Raw genomic sequence first — 23,586 nt, 5'->3', positions numbered from 1 at the left:
TCCTCCCCCATCGCTCGCGAAACGGCCCACACATGGATTTTTCGTATCGGCCATTTCTTTTTAGCGCTATTGTTCTTTGTATCCCCACTTGAAGTCGATGTAGCCCAATGGGTCGACTGTGATGCCTTTTACTTTTTCATTTTGTACCCAGGAATTGACACTCGAGTACACACCTGTGACCGGCATTTCTTCCATCAGGATGCTCTCCGCTTCGATCAGATACTGATTGCGTTTGGCCTCATCTGGTTCGGCGTACGCCTTTTTCACCAGTTCCACGTACTTCTCACTAAACCAGAAGGTAGAATTATTGGAGCTGTACTTCTCCATCATCAGCTCCAGGAAGTTGACGGAGTCGTTGTAATCTCCCGTCCAGCCTGTTCGGGAAATCATGTACTTCCCTTGCTCCTGGTCGTCAAACATGACCTTCAATTCTTTGTTAATCAGCTTGACGTCCACACCGAGAGCTTGCTTCCATTGCGCCTGCAACGCTTCGGCAATCTTCTTGTTGAGGTCGGAGGTATTGTAAAGGTAGGTGATTTCGGGCAGCTTAGTGATACCCATCTCCTTCATTCCCTCTGCCAATAACTGTTTCGCCGTCTCCACATCGTTATCCTTGAAATATCCTTCCGGCTTTAGAGAAGCGGAAAGTGGGACGAAGCCCATCAAGGGAGTCTGTCCAGCCTGACCAATGTTTTCAGCAATGTCACTACGGTTGATCGCGTAGGCAAACGCTTTGCGGATTTTGCTATTCGTAAATGGCGGCTTCTGTGTCTGGAACAAGAGATAGTAGTTGGTCGCACGTCTCATGGTTTGCAGCTTGCCTTCGTCGCGCAACGGTCCAATGGCATCCGCAGGTAGTCCACTAATCGGGCCGCCTGCCCAATCCAGCTCGCCGCTATTGAACAGCTCCAGCTCGGTATTCGTATCTTCGATCATGGAAAACTCGATTTCGTTAAACTTCACGACGTCTTTGTCCCAATAGTGCTCGTTTTTCGCCAGCTCAATTTTGTTTTTATGCTGCCAGTTCACCAGTTTGAACGGCCCATTGGTCACGATGGATTCGGGCTTTTTCGCCCAATCGGGATTGGCTTCAACCACCTTTTGATTAACCGGATAGTAGAAGGTCGCAAGTGTCAGGAAGTAAGGGGTAGGGTTTTCCAAGGTGACTTGCAGTGTCTTGTCATTGACGACCTTGATGCCGACATCCTCAGCTTTCGCCTTTCCTTCGTAAAAGGCGCGGGCATTTTTGATCGGATAATACTTGTAGGCGGAGCCGCTAGCTGTCTTCGGATTGAGCACGCGCATCCAGCCGAAGGCGAAATCTTGAGCCGTAACCGGATCACCATTGCTCCATTTGCTGTCGCGTAAAGTAAAGGTGTACACCTTTTTGTCCGCCGATACTTGAATGTCGGATGCAACGGAATGGACTGGCTTGCCATCCTTGTCCAATCGAACGAGCCCGTCGTATAGCGAACGGATGAAGGCACCAGAAATCACATCGTTCGACATGCCTGAATCAAGCGTTTCAGGCTCGGCAGCATTCATGTGCAACGTCTGCTCTGCCGCAGCCTGCACATTTGCCTGCTGTGCTGGCGTTGTTTGCTGCTGCTTGTCTGGTGTGGTTTGAGTCGGCGTATTGCCGCTGCTACAGCCTGCAAATAGTCCTGTAAGCAAAACGAAGAGACTCGTCATGACAACTGGTCTTTTCATGCTGTACCCCCTTGTTTGAGTCGGATATCTGATTATTGAATAAATATTCTGCAAATTCTATGCCATTCGTGTTTTCGGTTGTTCTTTTGTTGTTTTTATTCCCTGCTGAATACTTTTACCGGAGTCGGTCCGACAAGTTTCTACCAATAGTCTCTGTCACGCAAAAAAGAAGTATTCATCGTTGAATACTTCTATTCATTCGCGCATATGGGGGCTGTCCTCTCTAGCTTATCGCTGGTTCATAAATGGCTACCGCATCACATGACCGCCGGCAAAAAACGATCGGGACATGCTTTTGCTTCGCCAGCTTCTTTATATTTTTACTCAAGCTGTGACTCACGAAGTTAATAAAGACAAGAACAAGCTCCGTATCAGAAGGAATCGTCGCCTTCACATCGGATTTTTTGCGACCTGATACGTGATAGACATTCTGGAACCCTTTGTTCTGCAACAAGCTCTCGATTTCTGCTACCCGATCTCCTCCAACCACAAGAACGCCTGCCATAGTCCTTCCTCCTCTCTTTTTCCCATGCTTTTTCTTCTATTTCCCGTTCCGCGCTTGCGAAATCTTTGCCTCAGGCTTTTCCACCGGGAGTCTGTATTTTTCCGTTCGCTCAATCTGAACGACCTGTGAATCGTGAACCACAATATGTATGGAGCCGTATTCCAGACCGTCCAGTGCGCGTGCGATTTTCTCAAACAAGAGATCATCTAGGGAAATCTCATTCTTTGCCACGGGGATCACCTTCCTCTTTTGTCAAAATCAATACACATTATTCCTACCTACTTAGTATGTTTTATAGTCTGATAATACCCCTTGATCCCGACTGCTGTCAATGTCAAACAGTTTAGGCATCAAGAGGCTTTTCTCACCTCATTTTCCTTCGATTGACGAAAAGCTCCCTGCGCAACTAGACAGCTTGGTTGTCTTTGTCCTCGCGGGAGCTTTCGGTCGACCGATCAGCTAATTATTTAAAAACCGATGCATTTACTATGATATGAAAATATTACCATACAATTTTGCTGTCGGTCAATGCCCATTGCTGTTCCTCGTTCCCCAGTCCATTCCCGTTACACCAAATGGCAGGCGACAAATCGGTCCGTGCTAACCTCACGAAAAGCAGGAATTTCCTGTCGGCAAATGTCTTTCGAATACGGGCAGCGCGTGTGGAATTTGCATCCTGCCGGAGGATTCGCCGGACTTGGCATGTCTCCCTGCAGGACGATACGTTCGCGCTTGTACTTTGGGATCGGGAGCGGCACAGAGGAGAGCAATGCTTTGGTATACGGATGGAGCGGCTCCAAAAACAACTCATCACGAGATGCCAGCTCCAGCAATGATCCCAAATACATGACCCCGATCCTCGTGCACAGATGCTCCACGACGCTCAAATCATGGGAAATAAATAAGTACGTCAGCTTCCTTTGCTCCTGCAACTCTGCAAACAAATTGATGATTTGAGCTTGGATCGACACATCCAGAGCAGATACTGGCTCATCCGCGACGATAAAATCAGGATTCATCATAATGGCCCGTGCGATACCGATCCGTTGACGCTGACCTCCCGAGAACTCATGCGGATACCGATCAACATGATAGGGCGCCAATCCACATAAATCCATGACCTCTAAGACCCTTTCCCTGACCTCCGCTTGTGGAAGCAGCCCGTGGTCAAGCAGCGCTTCACCCAGTGCTTCTCCGATTCGGACGCGCGGATTCAGCGAGCTGTACGGGTCTTGAAAAATATATTGCATCCGTGGACGCAATGCTCGGAGCTCTTGGCGATTTAAAGCGTGCACGTCGATACCCTGGAAGCGGACTTCTCCCTCTGTCTTTTCCAAGAGGCGAAGGATGGTGCGACCTGTCGTACTTTTCCCGCTGCCGGATTCACCGACCAGCCCGAACGTCTCCCCTTTTTGAATAGAAAAGCTGACGTCATCCACCGCTTTCACATGGCCGATCGTCCTGCCTAAAAACCCTCCGGTAATCGGGTAATATTTTTTCAATCGGCGCACTTCCAGCAAATTATTTTCCACGGGCGATCTCCTCCTCATACAGCCAGCACGCGACCTTTCTACCGTCTCCCCCATCACGCAAAGGCGGCTGCTTCACCCGGCAAATGGCCAAGCACTGATCGCATCGGTCAAGAAAATAGCAGGCTTCACCAAGTGTCGTCGGATTCGGTACTTGACCAGGGATGGAATATAGCTTGGCTCTGCGTTGATTCAACACAGGCTTGGAGCGAAGCAATCCTTGTGTATACGGATGCTTCGGCTCCTCAAACAACTCGACGACAGAAGACACCTCTACCACTTTCCCTGCGTACATCACGACCACTTGATCGGCCATTTCCGCAACAACACCCAGATCATGCGTGATAAATAGAATCGCAGTTTTGGCTTCCTCCTTGATTTTGCGAAGTAGATCGAGAATTTGTGCCTGAATGGTCACATCCAAAGCAGTCGTCGGCTCATCGGCGATCAATAGGCGCGGATTGCAGGATATTGCAATCGCAATCATTATGCGTTGCAGCATGCCTCCGCTCAATTCATGGGGGTATGATTTTGCGATTTCTTTTGCCCGTGGGATTCCGACTAGCTCGATCAGCTCAATGGCTCGCGCTTGAGCTGCTTTTTTGCTTAAGCCCTGATGCTCCATGATCGGTTCCATGATTTGCACACCGATGGTCAGTACGGGATTGAGGGACGACATCGGCTCTTGAAAAATCATGGCCAGCTCATTGCCGCGGAGCTTGCGCATTTCTTCTTTGCTAACTTTTCGCAGATCATGGCCTGCAAACCATATCTCACCCGAAACGATACTGCCTACCGCCTCTGGGATTAGTCCCATCAATGACATGGCTGCCGCGCTTTTGCCGCAGCCTGATTCGCCTACGATGCATACGGTCTCTCCTTCATGGATACGCAGATCGAGGGCATCGACTGCTTTGACCACGCCTTGTTCGGAATTGAAGTAGGTGCTTACATTTTTGATGTCGACTAAAGCATTCATGCTTGGCTCACCTGCTTTTTTTTATAAAAGTAGCTGGAGTGGAAGGGGAGAAGTGATTTCCAGTCTACGCTTCGGCCTACGCCCGCAAGGGGGTATCACTGTCCGCTTCGAAAAAAATGGCGGGAGCGCTTCAAACGTAGAAGTTTCGAGGAAGTAATCCATAAGTGAAGCTGAAATTCCCCTCCATTTTTTCCGAAGCTGGGATGGGCTCCAGAGGCGCTTGGACTGGAAATCACTTCTCCCTGCGCTGCTTCAGTTTTATCTTGAAAGTAGGTTCAAGAAGTTATAAATCATACAAAAACACCCCTTAACGCTTCTGCTTCGGGTCTAAAGCATCTCGCAATCCATCCCCTAACAAATTAATCGAGATGACAGTAGCGAAAATAGCAATACCCGGAGGAACCCACAGCCACGGTCTTTTCTGAAAATCGATCAACGTGTTTGCCGCATCCATCATATTGCCCCATGTCGGCGTTGGCGGGACGACTCCGAGGCCGAAGTACGATAATACGGATTCGCTCAGGATCGCACCACCGACGTTCAAGGTGGCAACGACAATCAAGAGCGGTGTCAGATTGGGCAGCAAATGGAAGAACAACTTGCGTCTGTCGCGCAGACCGAGTACTTCTGCTGCTTGCATGAATTCACTTTCACGCAGGGTGAGCATCTGGCTGCGGACCATTCGTGCCAAGCCGGGCCAGCCGATCAGGCTCAGCATGACCATGACAATGTAAATGCGGTAGTCGGTCGGGATTTTCCACTCGGAGAGGACTGCGCCCATAATAAACAAGAGCGGCAGACCGGGAATGGTCATGAGCACATCTGCTACGCGCATGATCACTTGATCGACCCACCCGCGGTAAAAGCCAGCCAGTGCCCCGAGAAGGGCGCCAATGGAAACGGAGAGCACCATGGAAGCGATGCCGACTGTCAATGAGATTCGGCCAGCCTGCATCAATCGCGTCAAAATGTCTCTGCCCAAGCTGTCCGTCCCGAGCCAATGGGAAAAGCTTGGGGGCTTGTTGATCATAGCCGTATTAATCTTGCCGGATGCGTACGGAGAAAAAAACGGACCGATGAAGCATACCACTGCCATAACGAGTAAAAACACAAGTCCAACCATGGCCAGACGCTTCTTTTTCAGTCGCAAAAACGCCTCGTGCCACAAGGAAGAACGCAACGTTACCTGCTCCGGTCTCGTCACCTCCGCTACTTCACTTACCGTTGATGCCATCGTATTCCCTCCTATTTCAACCGAACCCGTGGGTCGGCCACTCTGTACAGCAAATCAGCAGATAAGTTTCCGATGACGGTAAGAATCGCCAGGAACATCGTAAAGCCCATCAAGAGCGGGTAGTCCCGTACAGAAAACGCCTGCATGTACAACTGTCCGACACCGGGCCAGTTAAAGATTTTTTCCGTGATGATCGCCCCACCAAACAGAGCTGGCAGCTCAAAGCCTAGCAGTGTAATGGCAGGAAGGAGCGCATTGCGCAGCGCGTGCTTGTGCAGGACGACTTTTTCCTTCAGCCCTTTTGCCCGGGCCGTGCGCACGAAGTCTTGTTGAATGACCTCCAGCATGTTCGTGCGGAAATAGCGGGTCAGCGTCCCCACGCTCAGCAAAGTCAACACTGTCACAGGCAAAAACATATGCTGAACCACGTCCCACGCATAGGTGAGCCCTGTTTCCTTGCTGCCGATCATCATCATGCCCCCTGCGGGAAACAGCTTGGCATCGACGGCAAACAACTTGATAAACAGCAGCCCAACGAAAAAGACAGGCAGCGACATCGCAGCAAAAACACCAATCGTCACGAGCGCATCGAACCAGGAATGCTGCCTTGCAGCAGACAGAACTCCAATTGAGATCGCGATCAGCCATGTAAAAAAGGTGGAGGTAATTGCCAGCAAAAACGAATTCCAGATGTAATCATTTAGCAGCGACATCACCGGCTGTTGGTATTGCAGGGAATAACCAAAATCGCCTTGGAGCGCGTTTTTCATCCAGATGAAATACCGTTCGACGACAGGCTTATCCAGCCCGTACATCGCTTTTAGCTCCAGCTTTCGTTCGGCTGTCAGCTTGGGACTCGTATCAACGAAATCACCGGGCGTTAGGGCATACAGGAAAAAAATCAAAATGGATGCGCCGAAGAGCGTCAATGCCATGTAAAAGACCCTTTTCAGGAAGTAGGACGTCATCGTTGGCCTCCTTTCATGCTTGGGGAAAAAAGAAAGCCCAGCCCCAGGGCCGGGCACAACATTCGTGAGTCAGTTACTCGAACTTGTTACTCGATTTTGATGCCAGGCAGGCTGGTCGAAATGCCCGTGAACGGATTCGGCTCCAAGCCCTTGAGCTTGCCGTTGTGCGCAGACAATATTTTGCGGTAGCCGAGGAGGATGTACGGTGGGTCATCGCTCAGCTCTTTGTACAGGTCTTTGTAGATCGCTTTGCGCTTCTCGATGTCCAGCGTAGATAGACCTGCTTCCAGCAATTCGTCTACTTTGGCATTGGAGTAGCCATTCGTTCCGGTAAATCCGCTCTTGCCCTTTTTCGTCGAGAAGGCGTCAACACCGTCATCTGGATCGATCAGCATCGTGGTTGAGAACGAAGCGAGGTCGTGATCGCCTTTTTCCGTCCGTGCCAATACGGCGTTGTAGTCCATCATTTCTGCTTCAAACTGGATGCCTAGCTCTTTGTAGTTTTCTTTGGCAATCGGGATCAGAACTTCTCCCAGCTTTCCTTTTGTCGTGTAGTAATGCACGATCAGCTTTTGTCCGTCTTTTTCACGGATTCCATCCGCGCCAGGCTTCCAGCCCGCTTCATCCAGGAGTTGCTTCGCCTTTTCCGGATTGTAGGCGTACGGATTGACATCCTCCGTATAGGCCCAGGAAACAGGGCTGATCGGTACATTGGCGACTTGCGCGTATCCTTGGTAGGTCAGATCCAGAATCTTTTGGCGATCCAGTCCGTAGATGAAGGCTTGGCGGACGCGCTTGTCTTTGAAAAATGGCTTGGAATGATTGAACTTGATGTACGAATAAGCGCTGGATGTGTACAGATTGATATTCACATATCCCAGCTCTTGCAGCTGCTCGATGTTATCCGAGTTGACGGTAAAGGAGTTGTAATCCATTTCCCCTGTCTGGATAAACTGTAGAGCGTCGCCCTCTGTCGTCTTGTAGATAAAGTGCTCAACCTGCGGCTTGCCCTTGTAATAGTGCTCGTTTGCGAGATAGCGGACTTCTTGACCAGGAATGTACGCCTCGAATTTGTAAGGTCCAGCTCCTAATGGCTTGCCGTGTAAGGTGCGGAGATACTCCAAATTGCCTGGTTTGTACTCCTTGCCGTAGTACTCTTTGGAGAGCACCTGCCCGCCTAACAGGACAAGAGATTTGGCGTTCACTTTTTCCGTCGTGATCTGAATCGTCTGTGGATCAATCACCTTGATCCCTTCGATCGTGTTCGCTTTTCCTTCCTTGTATTCACGACCACCCTTGATACTTGCTACGAAAATATCCGTTTCGCCGTCGTACGTTTTGTCGTGCAGAATCGTCAGTGTAAAGGCTACATCCTCTGCCGTCAGCGGTGAACCATCGCTGAATTTCAGATTCGGTCTCAGGTGGAACGTATACGTAAGCTGGTCAGGTGATACATCCCATTTTTCCGCGAGCTTGGGTACTGGCTTTCCTGTCGCATCGACATCCACCAGTGATTCGAAAATGGCTGAGGTGACGTTGCCATCGTAGCCGTTGTGGTAAAAAAACGGGTTAAACACGCCGCCCGGCTCTGTCAGTCCCGCAATGAATGTATCGGTCCTTTTGGCTGCTGCTTCCGGTAGCTTGGATAAATCCGTAGCCAAATTGATGCCATCTTTTATGTCTTGCACCTTGCTGACAGCAGGTGCTGTTGCATCTGCCGACGGAGCTGCCGTTTGTGCCGAGGTAGCTGGCGCGCTGCCTTCTGAGTTGCACCCTGTAACCAGGAGCGTCCCTAGCAGTAAAGTTGAAATGATTTGCGAAAGCCTTTTTTTCATGGTGATCCTCCTTCATATGCACTCACTCAGTGAAACCGTTCCTCCGGTGGTCCGGTCGGATCAAAAGATAATAACTTATAATTCCTACGTGTTTACTATGAATTAGATTATAGGTATCTACACCTGAACGGTCAACATTTTTTTCCAAACAAAAAAAGCCCCGATTATTCGAGGCTCTCATAAGTGGCATGTCTTTTATACGGAATGCCTAGTTTTTCAAATGCCTGCATCACGAATAGAGAATGTCGCTCGCGCATGGTTTTCTCCACACTCTTTTCCAATCCCCAATCAGATAGATTCGAGGCTGGCCGCAGTGCAGCAACCAAATCCCAATACGGAAGCTGGGTGTAATCAAGTGTCTTGCTGCCAGATTGATAGCAAAGGGTAAAATCATTCATGGCCTCCACTCCAAATGCCCACAAAATCTCCAGTCTGGCATTGCCGAGATCAGACAAGGGGTCGCCTGTCGCAGCGTCCTCCCAATCGACGACAGCAGCCAGCTTCTCTTCCCTCCACATCGTATTTCCCGGCCAGAAATCGCCATGCAAAAGCGATGCTGCATTCGCTTGACGTAGCGGCCAAACGGACTCCAGCACTTCGCGAATGAGTCCCTCATCCAATGATTTGTCTAGGATCGCAGGTCTTTTGTATAGCTTTTCCGTTATCGCTTCTTCTTGTTTCGGCAAATAAATGCCCGCCAGCCTAGAAGCGTCTACCGAATGGATGCGAGTCAGCACCTCAGCTGCTTGCTTTAGATAGCTGGATAAGTCGGCTGGTTTGGTGACTGTCTGGCCTTCTATGAATTCGATGACAAGGCACGGTGTGGGAAATATCTCGCTGGATGCTTCGAGATGATAGGGCGTTGGAGTCGGCAAGTCAGCGGACTTCAGTATTTGCAAAAGTTTGAATTCATCTGATGCGATCTGCGGATTTCGATTGAGGTCAGCCTGACCATGCTCGCGGACGACTACTATTTTCTTCTTGCCGTCAGGAGTCTCCATTTCAAGCGCGGTGACCTGTGCAGAAATCCCTCCTTTTAGCTCCCATGCACGGAGGAGCTTGGCTGACGGGTTCATGTTATGTACCAGGCGTGTCCATTTCTCATTCATTATTTTTTCCCCTTTATGCTCCACTGTCTGATTGTTTATACAGCCCTACCTTCATTATATCCATGTACGATTCTAATTCCGCAAAAAAGGATTGGACATGTGCAAAGCCTTTGTCGTTGGCTTCGTAGTTTTCGCGGACGTACTTTTGCGTCAATGCCTCTACAGCCGACAGCAAAAAATGCAGCGCCTTCTGTGGACCGAACTGCGCTTTGATCAATGATGTATCGACGCGCCTCTGGAGCCCGCCCCGCTCATAAGCGTGAAATCTTGCTTTTAAAGCACATAATTACGTTTAGATTTATCCACATGTGGGGAATTGTTGATTCTTAAATTGCAGATTCATGATGTATTCAGAAAGACAACCTGTGCTAGAATGGGAATAGATGCATATAGTAAAAAGAGCCATAGGTGCTGTAACACCTACGGTCGCGCATAATAGCCGCCCCCTCAATGGGGTCGGCTCAAGGGTTATGTGGAAATAGACCTCTCCTGGTTTGGGACTCAAGGGAGGTCTATTTCTTTTTGTGGAACGACAGGATCAACACAACGAGCGTCGCGAAAGAAATCATCAACGTCAATGCTTGGAACACTGTCACGGGCCTCACTCCCCCGTTTCTGTCATGGGAGATGAGCCGACCACCCTTGAGGAGCCGATTCAATTGTGCGAGGAAATTGTAACATAGCAAATGTTTCCAGACAATTCTATACAACTTAACTAAAAAGAAAAGGAGCCGTAATGGCTCCCTACTTTATTGGATTTTGTTTATGTGTGAACCCAAGAGGAAAATAGATTTTGTTGTTCCTCCAGATACATTGTCAAAGCTTTCTGTACTAACTGGTACCCCTACAATTCTTACGTTATCTCCCTTTATAATGTCTCCGGTCGATTTCATGATAAACATTCGGTACGAATTAAATGAGTCATCTATCATGTGAACTAAAGAAACTGTTCCAGTGCCTACACCTTCTGATGGTACCTCTTCAACATTGAGGACTGTTCCAGTAGCAGCCACCATTTTGTTTATGTATGGAGTTATATTTTTTGCCATGTGTCCGTATTTGATCTTGTTATCTACTTTTGCAAGCGCGGCTTTAACATCTGCTTCTGGCCCTGCTGGGAACAGTTTATAGTTCGCAATAACAAACTGTTTGGTTTCGTCTTTGATCACTACGCCTCCCGCAATGGCGGGTATGGCGACTGATGCGTAGTTAATATTTTTACTTTTCACTTCTTCTTCCGCGAGTTTTTTAGCCTCTTCATCAGCCATCTTCTTAGCTTCAGCATCCGCCTTGGCTTGCTCTTCCTCTGCTGCTTTGGCTTTAGCTTCTTCCTCTGTCTTCTTCTTTGCATCATCTTCTGTCGGTTTTACTGGGTCTGGAGTGGATGTGGTGGCTACGGAAGAGGAAGATTGAGTGGAATCATTGCTGGATGTGGATGTTGTTGGACTAGCTATTGCGACCCCAATAATGAATGATACAAAACCAGATATCAATACGATCAAAGGGACTTTCAATTGTTGTTTTTTTCTTACGGCATTTACAATTAATAAAATAATCCCAACAAACATAGCTAGAAATCCTAATAAGCCAAATAACGCACTCAAAAGGTACACCTCCAAATATTTTATCATAGGTAAATATTCCTATATCCAGATCAACAATACACAACATTGTAATATTTGTCAAAATGAATAAAGTATGCCGAAAAAGGAAAACCTCTTAACATATCTAATGTTCTGGAAGGATTCAAAGTGGTTGTTTGTCCTGGATGTGATCGGAAACATAAAAAAGGCGGCCTGTGTGCCAAATGCACCGCCGCCATGAAGAAGGCTGGAAAGTGGTTGGAAAAGAACTGCTAGTCAAAATACATGTATTCCATCTTTTTATTGTCCACCATCACTGGAGAGATTTTATGACGAGGATTCTTGCAGAAAATTGATAACATCCTTGCTGTCCAAACAAAGCATAAGCAGTTTTTCAGCCAATTTTGTTTTGGTCATGTCGCAGCGGAGAGCCTACTTGACCAGTTTGTCATGGTAGTACGAATCAAGTTTGGACAAGACGCCGGTCTTCTTGTCTGACCTTACCTTCCGAGTAGGCTCCTCCACTCTGCTTTCTGCTATCAAATTTAGCCCCTTTTCGCGGATATCTCACTAAATCATTAAATGATTAAATCATTTAGTCATTTAATATTGTCTATGCGCTTCTTTGTATGTAGTACAAACAAAAAACCGCCTCTGCAGGCGGTCGTCGATTAAATGATATCTCCACGTTTAATTTTGCCAGAAAGTGCCTGCTTCACTAATTCAGGAGCTCTCAGCTCCGTCTGCGCTCCTGTAGCGCGTTCTATGACTTGGATTGCACCTTTCATACCCCGCGCACCTCGTAAGCGCCAGGGGCTATTTCTTTTTGTCCTCGCGTGCCTACGAAAATGATCGCGCTCAATAGCCAACTTGGCGAGACTGGTTGTTGAGGTGATCGATATGTTTGGGATCGGCAAGAGGAGGACGCACTTTGGGGAGTTCATAGACAGCGAACGGATCCTCCAGAAAGACGTGGAACAGGAAACCAAGGTAAGCAACCCAATCATCACCAAGCGTGCAATGATCCGAGGTACATACCCCAAAAAGTTGTTGGAGTTCGTACGGCGGCGTGGTTGGAAGACAGCAAAGGCGCATGATTTGTGGCCACTATGATTTCCGCGGTTATTTGAGTGCCCTGCCCCTGTACAGACGATTGCAGGGGTATTAGTGTTATTTGAGCAACATTACTAAACATTTCAGCAACTTTAGTAACCACAAATGGGTTTCTGGTTTGAAGCGCTCCCGCCATTTTTTCCGAAGCGGACAGTGTATACCCCTTGCTGGGCGTAGGCCGAAGCGTAGACTGGAAATTCGCTTCTTCCCCCCACTACAGCAACGTTTATAAACATAAAAAGTGCCGGTACCAAGAGGTGTGCCGGCTTTTCAATATCATCTTTTCGGTAAATGAACCTGCCAGGATAATCCGAAACGATCTTGAACCCATCCGAATTTTTCACTGAACGGATATTGCCCAAGCGGCATGAGTATTTGTCCATCTGCGGAAAGCTGTCCAAAAACCCGGTCAACCTCTTCCTCCGTATCGCAGTCCACAAACAACGAAATCCCCGGAGTAAAAGCATGATAGTCACCGTTCGTATTGTCGATACACATGAAGGTCTGGTCTTTTAAGGTGAAAGTAGCGTGCAGGACTTGTCCATTCTCGTGATGCATGACCTGCTTGATTTCGGAGCGATCAAAAATAGAAGTGTAAAACTTCATCGCTTCTTCCGCTTGTCCGTGGAACATGAAAAACGTAGTGATAGCTTGCACTGACAATCACTCCTTTTCGTGATAATATACGTCTCCATTCTGCCCATTTCTCCCATATGCATAACCACTAGTTTCACACGTAGAGAAATGATGCGGCGACTCGCTATTGAGGCTTAGACTCGGTTACCTCCCCTTTTTCGGATATACTTGCCCCATAGGAAATACGGTTGAGCTTGTCGATGATCCTCTGTTTGTTTTTCTCGTCCATCGGAGCAGGCTGACCGTTCGTGAGCTTCACCGGGATTACGCGGCTCTTGCTCCCGTCTTTTGAAAAGGTCAGTTGGACCATCATGGCTTCGCGACCTTTCGGATTGCGCGAGGTGGTAAACACAAAATTCCCTACACTGTAGTAGATTGGCGCCTTTTTATAAAACTCAACGCCCATAATCGAATGGCTATGCGACCCGACAATGGCATCCACACCGCTGTCGATCAGCTTTTTCGCCATCTCACGCGCATATGGTTCTGGGTAATCCTTATATTCCTGATTCCAGTGCATAACCGCAATCGTAATGTCTGACTCCGCCACTGCCTTTTTCACATAGGACAGCATTGGTTCATACGAGTAGGCATGTGCAAGGCCTGGCTTGTTTTTTCGCGCATACCAACGCTCATTTGGAAGGACACGGCTGATCCCGATGATTGCCACGCGTTTTCCCTTGATCGTTTGGATGTAGGGAGCGAATGCTTCTTCCTCGTTTCTCCCTGCCCCCACGTAACCGATCTTTGCCTTTTTCAGATGCTCCATCGTGTCAGCGAGTGCGTCCATTCCGAAATCCAGCGAGTGATTATTCGCCAGGTTGACCACGTCGATGCCAGCGTTCACGAGCCCCTTCAACGACTCTGGCTTCGCACGATAGGTATATTCCTTTTTCTCCGGACGTCCCCGCGTACTGACTGGTGTCTCCAGATTGCCAATCGTCAGGTCCGCCTGCTTGAGAAAATCGGCGGTTTTTTGAAACGGATAATCTACGCCGTACCGTCCGATCTGATTCCCGACGCTCTTATCGAAAATCATATCCCCGACAAACGCTACCTGAATGGAATCCTGCTCCTGTAACTCCCCTTCGCTGCTCGCCCCGACGGCGCCAGAAGATTCCGTTCCCATCGCAACACAGAGCATCCATGTAGCTACCACCATTACAGCGTGTTTCCATCGTCTCATCTTCATGCCTCTTTCGCCCACTTCTCTTTTTTGCTTCCATTCTAGAAGCGGCGGGATGTGAAGCCTGTTGAAGCATGTCTGGCTTCCGTGGAAATTTCTCGCCGAAAAGTGACGGGCATGCAAAAGATGGCGGTTTGGGGCCTACTCCTCAAGTCAAAATATTCCTCATTTTTCCAAATGTCGATTTTTGCCGATTACAAGTATAATGGACACATAAAATTCTAATACATAGGACGGTATAAACATGCTCCATCATTCCATTATGCTGAAAACCAAAACAGCAATGCCCGCCGTTCGGTCGAATAGCGTTCACAGGAGCCGACTGCTGCAAAAAATGGACGCTGGTCTACAATGCCGACTAACCACACTATACGCCCCAGCCGGTTACGGAAAAACGACCTTGCTCAGTCAATGGGCTCATCAGTACGGCGGTTCCACCGTATGGCTCTCACTCGATGAAATGGATAATGACCTGATTCGCTTTTGGAGATACATCGTATTTACGCTGTCCGAATCTGGCTTCGCTGAACTCTCCGAGCGAATGGAACCAGCCATGAAGGCAACCAGTCATACCTCGATCTTTACCTTTATCGATTCTCTGCTCAATGAACTCGCTGCTACGACACGGCCACTTGCTATCATTCTCGATGACTATCACGTCATCTCGGATGAGACGATTCACAACAGCTTGGCTTATTTTTTGGAATATCTCCCGAGTCATGTCCATCTGTACATCGCCAGTCGCAACACGTTGCCTTTTTCTACAGTCAAATGGAACGTACGCCATGAAGTATGTCACATTGAGGCAGGGCAATTTCTTTTCAGTCATCAAGAGACGGATAGCTTTTACCGGCAGGTTCACGATTTACCTCTGACCGAAACACAAATTGAACAGCTGGTGAAAAGTACGGAGGGCTGGATCGCCGGCTTGCAGCTCGCAGCTATTTCACTCGTGAATACGGAGAATCACGATCAATTTTTTGCCGGATTTACTGGCTCTCATCGCAATATTTCGGAGTATTTGTTTCATGAGGTAATCATGCGACTTCCGGAAGAGGAGCGCAGCTTCTTGCTCAAAACCTCTGTGCTGGCGAGAATGGACGCTCACGTATGCCAAGCTCTGACCAGCCTGCCCCAGTGCCAACAAATGCTGACCCGCTTGCACCGCCAAAACATTTTTTTAATCCCGCTGGATGATTATGGGACGTGGTATCGATACCATCACTTGTTTGCCGATTTTTTGCGCAGTCAATTGGAGCAGTCGGCTCCCGGAGAAGCACGTAAGCTGCATCGGCTAGCCAGTGAGAGCTATGCGGAGCGTGGAATGATGGACGAAGCGATCGATCATGCGATTGCCGCTACCGATTATACGCTGGCTGCAAGCTTCCTTGCGCAACATATTCCGGTACTGCTCCAACGCGGCGAGTTTTCCAGCTTTCTCAGAACGCTGGACAGCATCCCTGATCACGAAAACCATTTCTCACCACTTTTTCGCCTGATCTATGTGTTCCTCTTGGTTGCTTGCGGTTTTACGGATCGAGCAGAGCTTGCCCTCACCCAATTGGAGCAAAGCGCTGCGAGCCTGGAAGACTCGACGGAGCATCAACAGTTTTTGAGCGGGCTGTTTTTTGTGCGAGCGAATCTAGTGTTTGCAACCGGAGATTTTGAGAGCTGGATTGCCAGTTCCTCACAGTTAAGTGGTGAGCTGCCAGAGAGTCCGTTGTTTTACCATTTTAATTACAACACGACTGAGCCGTTTATTCGCCGTACGCGATTCGGGTTAAAAGGGATGCTGTCCGATCAAACAGAGGCTGTCGGCAAGCATTTTTCCAGCATACTCGAAGCTCATGGCTGGAAGGATTCTTTGATCAACCTGTACACCATTCAGGCGTTGGCGGAGGGGCTGTATGAGGAAAACAGGCTGGAAGAAAGCCTCGATCATCTTCAGCGAGTTCGTTTAGTCGCACTGCAAAAGCAAATACCTGGCCTGCTCGTCCCCTATGCGCTGACATCCGCCAAGCACAAGCTAGTGGAGGGGAATTTTGTTGCGGCACGAAAAATCATTTCAGAGACACGGGAGACGGTCACAAGCTGGGGTGGTTCTTATTGGTTAAACCCATTACAAGCATTTCTCGCACACATCGCGATCCAGGAAGGGGACATTGCTTTGGCAAAAACGGAGTTGTCCAAGCTTCCCCCTTCCATTTTGAATCAGCCTAGCATTCAGAGAGAATTAGAGGCTTTGACCTATGTCCGTTTGCTGCTCGCCCAGCAGCAGGAGCAGGAGGCCTTGCGTATTTTAACGATCCTAAAGCCATCCAGTATTCGCGAGGAGCTATTGATCAGCCAAGTAGACATCGCCATTCTGCAAGCGCTCGCCCATCAGCAGTGCGGCAACAAAAAAGAAGCACTGGCTTTCCTCCACGAAGCACTCTTGATTGGCGGAAACAACTGCTACGTCCGAAGCTTTCTGGACGAAGGTACGGCGATGTCTCACCTCCTGCACGATTACCAGCTACGCTTGAAAAAACGATCCCAACAGCCAGGTCCGCCCGTATCGGCTGCGTACGTCAATCAGCTGCTATCCCTTTTCCCTAAGAAAATGGAGAAAAGAAAAGCTCCTTTGATCGAGCCGCTAACCGGAAAAGAAATGATTATCCTTTCCATGCTGGCCGAAGGAGCATCCAACAAGATGATCGCCGATGAGCTAGGGAATACGCTTGGGACCGTCAAAGTGTATTTGCATCGGATATATGGCAAACTCGGTGTCACCAATCGCACACAGGCTCTGCTGAAAGCCCAAGAAATTTCGCTGTTAGAAAATAATCCTGTTGATTAACGGAACTTTTCACTATGTACTTGCAGAAAAGCGTCCAGCTGGCGAGGTTCTCTGCCGAGGACACGCCATACGTCATCTGTCGGCTTTTCCGGGATCGTTACTGACATCGCTTGAATTTCAACGACATGACTGGCGAGCCACTCCGGCATGTTTCCGTACTCCATCAGATCGCGTCGGAGTGCTTCGCTATCCTTGTTGATGTACGTGATCGGGCGGTCGAGCAGCTCGGACAGCTTGCTCGCAATTTCCGGATAGCTAAAAACCTCAGAACCCGTCAGAGTGTAGACACGACCTGCTTTTTCGGGATGGGTCAATGCCTCTGCGGCAACATCGGCGATATCCCGGCAATCGATAAAGTTGCAGGCTGTTTCGCCCATCGCGCCGAAGAAAACATGTTGCGCCTGAATTGTCGGTGCGAAACGGAGCAGATTCTGCATAAAGGCATACGGTCGCAGCACAGTACTTTTCATACCCGATTCTGATAAAGCACTCTCGATTTCCTGGTGCCATCTCGCTACGGCGACTGGCGCCTTTTCGTCGTAGGCTGGACTGGATATTTTCACAATGTGTTGGATTCCAGCCTCAGCTGCTATGCGAATTATCTCTGTTTCTAGCTCGACCTGGTTGGGACTGTTTGAAAGGGAAAGGAAGAGCTGATTCGCACCTGCGAACGCTCGGCGCAATGATTCAGGGTCAGAAGCTTCCACTGCTGCGACTTCCACCTTAGATGCTGCCTGCTCTCCTATTAGCATCTGAAGTTTTTCCGGCGTTCTGCTCAATGCCCGGGTTGGGACTCCAAGCTCTATTAATCGTTTCAAAAGTGCACGTCCTATGGTTCCTGTCGCTCCCATGACTACGATCATTTTCTATCTCTCCTCCGTAACTGATTCCATTTTTGTCGGTTATGGCTGATGGCACTACGCCACCGCCATGTGATTAACGTGCTGGCGATTATCGCTGAAAGCGGGAAGTCGATCCAGACACGACTTAGCCAAGCTAACGATTCACCGGGAGCAACGATAACGAGTAACTCCGTTGTTAGCCATGCTGCCAACAGACCGATCACCGCCATTGTCATCCCCATGACCGCTACCAGCGCCAAATGAGGCGTGTGGGTAACCCAGCGTCTATGTATACCTTGGCTCTGTAACCATCGTCCAAGCAGTGCGGCAATCAATGCAGACGTTCCGCCAATCGTGGTCAATGCTCCTATTTGCAGCCCTTTGTCAGCGGTGATCCAACCTCCAATGCTCGCCATGATCGCAGGAGACAAATAAGCCATGATGACCTCTCGCCATAAAGCAAACAATTTCCGCTCGGGACTTGCCCTCTTGATCGGATAAACACCTCCCGATTTTGCAGGATCATGCATGTTTTTCACCTCCTTTCCCTTGTTCTGAATAAGTAATTAGGAACCTAACTATATAAGAGTGAAAATGGGCTAGCTACCTAGCCCGCTTTACTGCTTACTATTCTTCTGTCAGTGCCGAGATACCTTGTGTCACACGGCCCAGCAGGTCGAGAAACACACTGCGCTCCTGGGTATTGAGCATTCCAACCATCGCTTCCAATCTCGCAAAGTGCTCAGGCGCCATTTCACGCAGCTTGCTTGCCCCGAGCTCCGTTAACATGACCGATTTTTGCCTGCCATCTTTTGCACTCGCTCGTCGTGAGACTAGGCCATCGCGCTCGAGGATGTCGATCAGACCGGTAACAGTTGCACGTGTTACACCCAGATGCTCTGCCAATTGTGACGGCAGTACTTCCCCTCCGTTATCTTCAAGGTCTGCCAACAACCGATATCGTCCCGTTGATAAGCCGAATCTGGCAAAATGTATTTCGGCCGCATGCCCTAGCTTGGCTCCTGCCTCCATCAGCCTGGCGGCGACGAGTATAGCTTGTGCATCAACGTCGAGTCCATACCGATCAATCTGGCGTTGCGATTGAACTAGTGATGGGATCGCATCTTCTTGTTTTCTTCCGTTTGAATGGTTTGTCATGGATATAGTATGGCACCTAACTACCTCCCTGTCAACACGTCCTCTCTATTTCGGTGCCATCCTGATTGCCCCATCCAGCCGGATCGTTTCTCCATTCAACATCGGATTGGTGAGGATGCTGTTCACGAGCATCGCGTATTCTTTCGGGTCACCCATGCGAGCGGGAAAAGGAACAGTCGCACCCAACGCAGCTTTTTCAGAGCGCGGGAGCTGATCGAACATCGGCGTGTCAAATAGCCCTGGAGCAATCGCCATCACGCGTATGCCATACCAAGCTAGATCTCTTGCTAGTGGCAGGGTCATACTTACAATTCCGCCTTTGGAGGCGCTATAGGCAACCTGCCCCACCTGTCCTTCAAAAGCTGCCACCGATGCGGTATTGATGATGACACCTCGCTCCCCTTGTTGGTTCGGCTCGTTTCCTGCCATTTGCTCCACCGCCAACCGAATGACATTGAAAGTACCGATCAGATTGACTGAAATGACTTTGCTGAAGGATTCCAGTGAATGTGGACCGCTTCGCGACAGCGTTTTTTGTGCCAAACCAATCCCCGCACAGTTGACCACGGCGTGAATCGTACCGAATGTGCCAGCAGCCTGATCAATGGCCTCCCTTACACTCGCCTCACTAATGACATCCGTATGCACGAACAAAGCATTCTCGCGCCCCAACTCATTCGCCAGCGCTTGCCCCTTCTCCACCGTCAAATCAAGAATGGCTACTTTTCCCCCGTGTTGAACTACATTCCTCACAGCGGCTTCTCCCAAACCGGAAGCACCACCCGTTACAATGGCAACCACTTCCCGCATATCCAAGCCATTCTCTCCCTTCCTCTGCTATTGCATCCGCATTCAGAAAAAAGCTCTGCAAGTTGGATACCAACCGAGCTCCCCCTTGTCGCACGCGGTTTTTCCGAAGCGACAAGCAGTCTGACCTTCTCAAATCCAGACAGGTGTGAGACATCTGTGTCCGGGCAAAGGACAGTTGTGCTTATCCATCTCCAACATTTTGCGAGGGCGTGCGGCCCGGCTCTCTTGCAGGCTAGCCGTCACGTCCTTTGGAAGCGCTCCTTGTTTTTATTTGTAACCGGAATATTGCTTTATCTCGGTGGTTTAAAACATGGGTAAAAACCGGACATTAGTTCGAGAGAGGACCGTTAGAAAGCTTCATGCCTAAAATAAGTAGGTAACCATTCTGTGGGTTCATCCGTCTGCTATATAGGAGAATTTTACTAATCATACATACACCTATTTCGAAGTAGTCAGACGAACTGGAGATGATCTCATGAGTCCTATGGTTTTTTTCAAAAAGGCTGTCCCCGCGAACGCGGAGCAACTCACCCAAATTGCCACTCGCTGCTTCGCAGAAGACGTCCAAAAGTACGGAGAGGGCCCTGCCGGACATGACCAGCCTGACCAGCATATTTTATTCATGCAAAAGGCCCATTACTATACGATCTTGCTGGATGACCAGATCGTCGGCGGTTTTTGCCTCATTCCAGTCGACCATGAGCATTTGGAGCTGGGGATCATTTATGTCGATCCTGATAAGCAAAATCTGCGTATCGGAAGCCAAACCATGCAGTTCATGGAAGCCGCGTATCCACACATCAAAAAGTGGACGCTCGATACTGGCTATGAAGCGGTGCGCAACCAACACTTTTACGAGAAATGCGGTTACAAAAAGGTCGGCGAGACTGAGCCGAACGCAACAAATGGTTTTTATAAATTCAGGTACGAAAAACGGATACCTAAATAGATAGATGGAAACGGGAGAACAGCTACAGGCCATTCTCCCTTTTTCTATTGTCGCCCTTATTTTCGAATGCCCTTCTTGGTCGCCAATTCCAAGTAGTATGTTGTTTCTGCCTGTGTTTCCTTCGTAAATGCTTCACTTACCGCATATGCTGGCTCCACATGGATTTCACTCAGCTTTTGCAAAAAGGCTGGGTCTTTTTCCATCTTGGCAATCGCTTCTTCCCACTTGCGGATAATCGACGCTGGCGTTCCTTTTGCAAAAGACACTCCCGTCCACCAGAAAACCGACAAGCCTTGAATCCCTTGCTCCTCCGCAGTAGGAACGTCAGGCAGGAACGGACTTCGCGTGTCACCGGATACGGCGAGGATTTTGACCTTGCCCGCTTTCAGCATCGGCATGATCTCCCCCACTGTATGCACCGCCAAAATCGCGTGCCCTCCAGCGACTTTCGGGACGGAGTCGGAGGCGCCTTTCGTCACGATCATTCTCGTCTTGGCGAAGTCAGCCCCGATCACATCCAACCACTCTGCTACCCCAAACGCGGAAAAACCTGCTGGCCCTACAGAAGTCCATGTTAACTGCTCCGGATTCCCACGCACCCACGCGGAAAATTCAGCGAAATCTTTCCAAGGTGCGTCGGCTTTCACAGCAAAAGCAAGCGTCCCTTTGCCAATCCTGGCTGTATAGACTTGATCCTCGTTTGTAATCGGCGGTGTTTTCATCCCGGCAGCGAGCATTGTCGTATTGGATACATTGACAGCAAGCGCTGTGTAACCATCGTTTTTGGCTTGCTTTAAAGCATACTCCGCTCCTACCGCCCCACCACCTCCCGCCTTGTTGACGACGACGATGGGCTGCCCCCATTCCTTGCTCAAATAATCTGCTGCCGCTCTGGCCACGAGATCGACTCCGCCCCCGGCAGAATACGGCACGATATACTCCACCTGCTTCGATGGATAAGCCGATTCGGCTGTACCTTGATTTCCACATGCGCTAACGGCTGCCGCCAAAAGTAACGACAGGATGACAGCTGCCCATTGTTTATACCCTTTCAATGACTCTTCCTCCCTACGCGACGACATCTACTCCCCGGTCTCGCTCTTCTTTCAGCCGTTGCTGTGTCCGGCGGTTCAGCACCATGGAGATGATCAAAAGTGCTCCAGCTGCCAGCAAGATGGTCAACGATAGAGGCCGAAACAAAACAATACTGAAATCACCTGCGCCCATCGCCATCGTTTGAATGAAGGATTCTTCCAGAAGAGGTCCCAAAATGAAGCACAACACCAGCGGAACAACCGGCCATTTATATTTGGAAAAAACATACCCAAGTCCGCCAAACAAAAACGCTACCCACACATCAAACATGCTGTTCCGCACACTGTATGCCCCAATCGTGCAGAACATCAGGATGATCGGAGCCATGATGCCATACGGTACCCTCGTCAATTTGACCCACACCCATACCATCGGGAGGTTCAGCACGAGAAGCATCGCATTCCCCACGAACATCGAAGCGATGACCGTCCAGACAAAGCTCGCATTTTGTTCAAACAAAACAGGGCCTGGCGTCAATCCATAGATCATCAAGCCGGCTAACAAAATCGCCAGTGGCGGTGAGGAAGGAATCCCGAGCGAAAACAGCGGGATGAAACCCGCACTGCTCGTCGCATTATTCGCCGCTTCTGGTGCTGCCACCCCTTCGATCGCTCCCTGACCAAACTTCTCGGGATGCTTCGATAGCTTTTTCTCCATATCGTACGCCAAAAACGACGTGATCGCAGCCGAACAGCCCGGCAGCAATCCAAGAAAAAAGCCGATAATCCCGCCCCTCAGCATAGGCCCAGCACTTACTCTCAAGTCTTCCTTTTTCGGGTAGACACTACCTGGCTTGCCAAGCAGGGTAGCTGTGCGTTTTTCATCAATTCCTTTGAGGACTTCCGTAATCGCAAACAACCCGATAATGATGCTAATCATGTCAAAACCGCCGACCAATGCGGGGACGCCGTAATCAAAGCGCGGCATGCCCGAAGAGGGTCCCAGTCCAACTAGTGCGAGCGTATAGCCGAATGCCCCCATCAAAAACGATTTGACCAATGATCCTCCTGATAGACTGACCATCAGCGTGAGCGCTAAAATCATCAGCGCAAAGTATTCAGGCGGTCCGAATTTTAAGGCTTGATCTGCCAGAATCGGTGCGAAAAAGACAAGGCCGATTACCCCCAGTACCCCTGCACCAAACGAAGCCAGTGCGGATATCCCCAATGCCGGCCCCCCTCTCCCTTTTTTCGCGAGCGGATAGCCATCCAAACACGTGGGGACTGACGATAGCTCCCCCGGGATATTGAGCAGAATGGCAGTCGTCGAACCGCCGTACATGGCACCGTAATAAATCCCTGCCAGCATGATCATCCCTTGTGTCGGCTCCAGTACGGCTGTCACCGGAAGTAGAATCGCGATGGCAGAAGTGGGACCGAGACCGGGCAATACGCCTACAAAGGTGCCAATAAGAGCGCCGAGTGCTGCCATGAGCAGATGCTCCGGCGTGAGGGCTGAAGCAAAACCAGCCAATAGTAATTGGAACGTCTCGATGATCAGCACCTC

General features: G+C 49.4%; 23 protein-coding genes. 3 read left to right on the top strand and 20 right to left on the bottom strand.

The genetic code is table 11. The features are described from left to right. Window positions 1–66 precede the first annotated feature (66 nt). The 12 genes from ODZ53_RS17535 to ODZ53_RS17480 form a co-directional block, all read right to left on the bottom strand. Window positions 67–1,710 (bottom strand): peptide ABC transporter substrate-binding protein, encoded by a 1,644-nt coding sequence (locus ODZ53_RS17535; RefSeq protein ID WP_372678717.1) that lies wholly within the window; start codon window positions 1,708–1,710, stop codon window positions 67–69. 223 nt (window positions 1,711–1,933) lie between these two features. Then, window positions 1,934–2,215 carry a DUF2325 domain-containing protein gene (locus ODZ53_RS17530; protein ID WP_016740346.1) on the bottom strand — a complete coding sequence of 94 codons (282 nt, stop codon included), beginning with the start codon at window positions 2,213–2,215 and terminating at the stop codon, window positions 1,934–1,936. 36 nt (window positions 2,216–2,251) lie between these two features. Further along, complete coding sequence (locus ODZ53_RS17525) at window positions 2,252–2,446, bottom strand: YezD family protein (protein WP_372678714.1); 195 nt, start codon at window positions 2,444–2,446, stop codon at window positions 2,252–2,254. 335 nt (window positions 2,447–2,781) lie between these two features. Further along, window positions 2,782–3,747, bottom strand: coding sequence for an ABC transporter ATP-binding protein (locus ODZ53_RS17520; RefSeq protein ID WP_372678712.1), 966 nt, complete (start codon window positions 3,745–3,747; stop codon window positions 2,782–2,784). Further along, a complete protein-coding gene (locus ODZ53_RS17515) occupies window positions 3,737–4,723 on the bottom strand; it encodes an ABC transporter ATP-binding protein (RefSeq protein WP_372678710.1) in 987 nt (328 codons plus the stop codon). The genes ODZ53_RS17520 and ODZ53_RS17515 overlap by 11 nt, the downstream gene beginning before the upstream one ends. 307 nt (window positions 4,724–5,030) lie before the next feature. Further along, window positions 5,031–5,957, bottom strand: coding sequence for an oligopeptide ABC transporter permease (gene opp4C, locus ODZ53_RS17510; protein ID WP_087343007.1), 927 nt, complete (start codon window positions 5,955–5,957; stop codon window positions 5,031–5,033). Between the two features lie 11 nt (window positions 5,958–5,968). After that, window positions 5,969–6,925, bottom strand: a complete 957-nt coding sequence (locus ODZ53_RS17505) for an ABC transporter permease (RefSeq protein ID WP_372678708.1) — start codon at window positions 6,923–6,925, stop codon at window positions 5,969–5,971. Window positions 6,926–7,011: 86 nt separating this feature from the next. Further along, entirely contained in the window at window positions 7,012–8,760 is a 1,749-nt protein-coding gene (locus ODZ53_RS17500) for an ABC transporter substrate-binding protein (RefSeq protein WP_372678706.1), read from the bottom strand. Between the two features lie 164 nt (window positions 8,761–8,924). Beyond that, window positions 8,925–9,869 (bottom strand): phosphotransferase family protein, encoded by a 945-nt coding sequence (locus ODZ53_RS17495; protein ID WP_372678704.1) that lies wholly within the window; start codon window positions 9,867–9,869, stop codon window positions 8,925–8,927. Between the two features lie 13 nt (window positions 9,870–9,882). Beyond that, complete coding sequence (locus tag ODZ53_RS17490) at window positions 9,883–10,086, bottom strand: hypothetical protein (RefSeq protein ID WP_372678702.1); 204 nt, start codon at window positions 10,084–10,086, stop codon at window positions 9,883–9,885. A gap of 295 nt (window positions 10,087–10,381) precedes the next feature. After that, on the bottom strand, window positions 10,382–10,459 hold the full coding sequence (locus tag ODZ53_RS17485) for a putative holin-like toxin (protein ID WP_372678789.1): 78 nt from the start codon (window positions 10,457–10,459) through the stop codon (window positions 10,382–10,384). 159 nt (window positions 10,460–10,618) lie between these two features. After that, window positions 10,619–11,473, bottom strand: a complete 855-nt coding sequence (locus ODZ53_RS17480) for a hypothetical protein (RefSeq protein ID WP_372678700.1) — start codon at window positions 11,471–11,473, stop codon at window positions 10,619–10,621. Between the two features lie 321 nt (window positions 11,474–11,794). Here ODZ53_RS17480 and ODZ53_RS17475 point away from each other — a divergent pair, with 321 nt between their 5' ends. Then, on the top strand, window positions 11,795–11,950 hold the full coding sequence (locus ODZ53_RS17475) for a hypothetical protein (protein WP_372678698.1): 156 nt from the start codon (window positions 11,795–11,797) through the stop codon (window positions 11,948–11,950). Between the two features lie 891 nt (window positions 11,951–12,841). Here ODZ53_RS17475 and ODZ53_RS17470 read toward each other — a convergent pair. Together ODZ53_RS17470 and ODZ53_RS17465 are read right to left on the bottom strand one after the other, a co-directional pair. Next, a complete protein-coding gene (locus ODZ53_RS17470; RefSeq protein ID WP_372678696.1) occupies window positions 12,842–13,228 on the bottom strand; it encodes a VOC family protein in 387 nt (128 codons plus the stop codon). Between the two features lie 97 nt (window positions 13,229–13,325). Next, window positions 13,326–14,393, bottom strand: a complete 1,068-nt coding sequence (locus ODZ53_RS17465) for a CapA family protein (RefSeq protein ID WP_199929781.1) — start codon at window positions 14,391–14,393, stop codon at window positions 13,326–13,328. Between the two features lie 238 nt (window positions 14,394–14,631). Here ODZ53_RS17465 and ODZ53_RS17460 point away from each other — a divergent pair, with 238 nt between their 5' ends. Further along, window positions 14,632–17,226 (top strand): winged helix-turn-helix domain-containing protein, encoded by a 2,595-nt coding sequence (locus ODZ53_RS17460; RefSeq protein WP_372678694.1) that lies wholly within the window; start codon window positions 14,632–14,634, stop codon window positions 17,224–17,226. Here the strand turns inward: ODZ53_RS17460 and ODZ53_RS17455 are convergent. The 4 genes from ODZ53_RS17455 to ODZ53_RS17440 form a co-directional block, all read right to left on the bottom strand. After that, window positions 17,223–18,089 (bottom strand): SDR family oxidoreductase, encoded by an 867-nt coding sequence (locus ODZ53_RS17455; protein WP_372678692.1) that lies wholly within the window; start codon window positions 18,087–18,089, stop codon window positions 17,223–17,225. The two genes, ODZ53_RS17460 and ODZ53_RS17455, sit on opposite strands and share 4 nt — an antisense overlap. Then, entirely contained in the window at window positions 18,086–18,598 is a 513-nt protein-coding gene (locus tag ODZ53_RS17450; RefSeq protein WP_372678690.1) for a hypothetical protein, read from the bottom strand. Before ODZ53_RS17450 ends, ODZ53_RS17455 begins: the two co-directional genes overlap by 4 nt. Before the next feature lie 97 nt (window positions 18,599–18,695). Further along, window positions 18,696–19,226, bottom strand: a complete 531-nt coding sequence (locus ODZ53_RS17445) for a MarR family winged helix-turn-helix transcriptional regulator (protein ID WP_372678688.1) — start codon at window positions 19,224–19,226, stop codon at window positions 18,696–18,698. A 45-nt stretch (window positions 19,227–19,271) separates the two neighbouring features. Continuing rightward, window positions 19,272–20,042: a 3-hydroxyacyl-CoA dehydrogenase gene (locus ODZ53_RS17440; protein ID WP_199929776.1), complete on the bottom strand. Its 771-nt coding sequence runs from the start codon at window positions 20,040–20,042 to the stop codon at window positions 19,272–19,274. 469 nt (window positions 20,043–20,511) lie between these two features. Here ODZ53_RS17440 and ODZ53_RS17435 point away from each other — a divergent pair, with 469 nt between their 5' ends. Continuing rightward, the gene (locus ODZ53_RS17435) at window positions 20,512–20,985 is read left to right on the top strand and encodes a GNAT family N-acetyltransferase (protein ID WP_015892881.1); all 474 of its coding nucleotides are present in this window, start codon (window positions 20,512–20,514) and stop codon (window positions 20,983–20,985) included. A 56-nt stretch (window positions 20,986–21,041) separates the two neighbouring features. On the opposite strand, the gene ODZ53_RS17430 is transcribed toward ODZ53_RS17435, so the two are convergent. Together ODZ53_RS17430 and ODZ53_RS17425 are read right to left on the bottom strand one after the other, a co-directional pair. Next, window positions 21,042–22,067, bottom strand: coding sequence for a tripartite tricarboxylate transporter substrate binding protein (locus ODZ53_RS17430; RefSeq protein WP_372678686.1), 1,026 nt, complete (start codon window positions 22,065–22,067; stop codon window positions 21,042–21,044). Continuing rightward, window positions 22,054–23,583: a tripartite tricarboxylate transporter permease gene (locus ODZ53_RS17425; protein ID WP_372678684.1), complete on the bottom strand. Its 1,530-nt coding sequence runs from the start codon at window positions 23,581–23,583 to the stop codon at window positions 22,054–22,056. Before ODZ53_RS17425 ends, ODZ53_RS17430 begins: the two co-directional genes overlap by 14 nt. Between the last annotated feature and the right edge of the window lie 3 nt (window positions 23,584–23,586).

It is taken from the genome of Brevibacillus sp. BD137, from assembly GCF_041644655.1.
GTDB lineage: Bacteria > Bacillota > Bacilli > Brevibacillales > Brevibacillaceae > Brevibacillus > Brevibacillus brevis_D.
The sequence above is the reverse complement of the archived record's forward strand: the minus strand, read 5'-3'. Positions and strand labels throughout refer to the sequence as shown.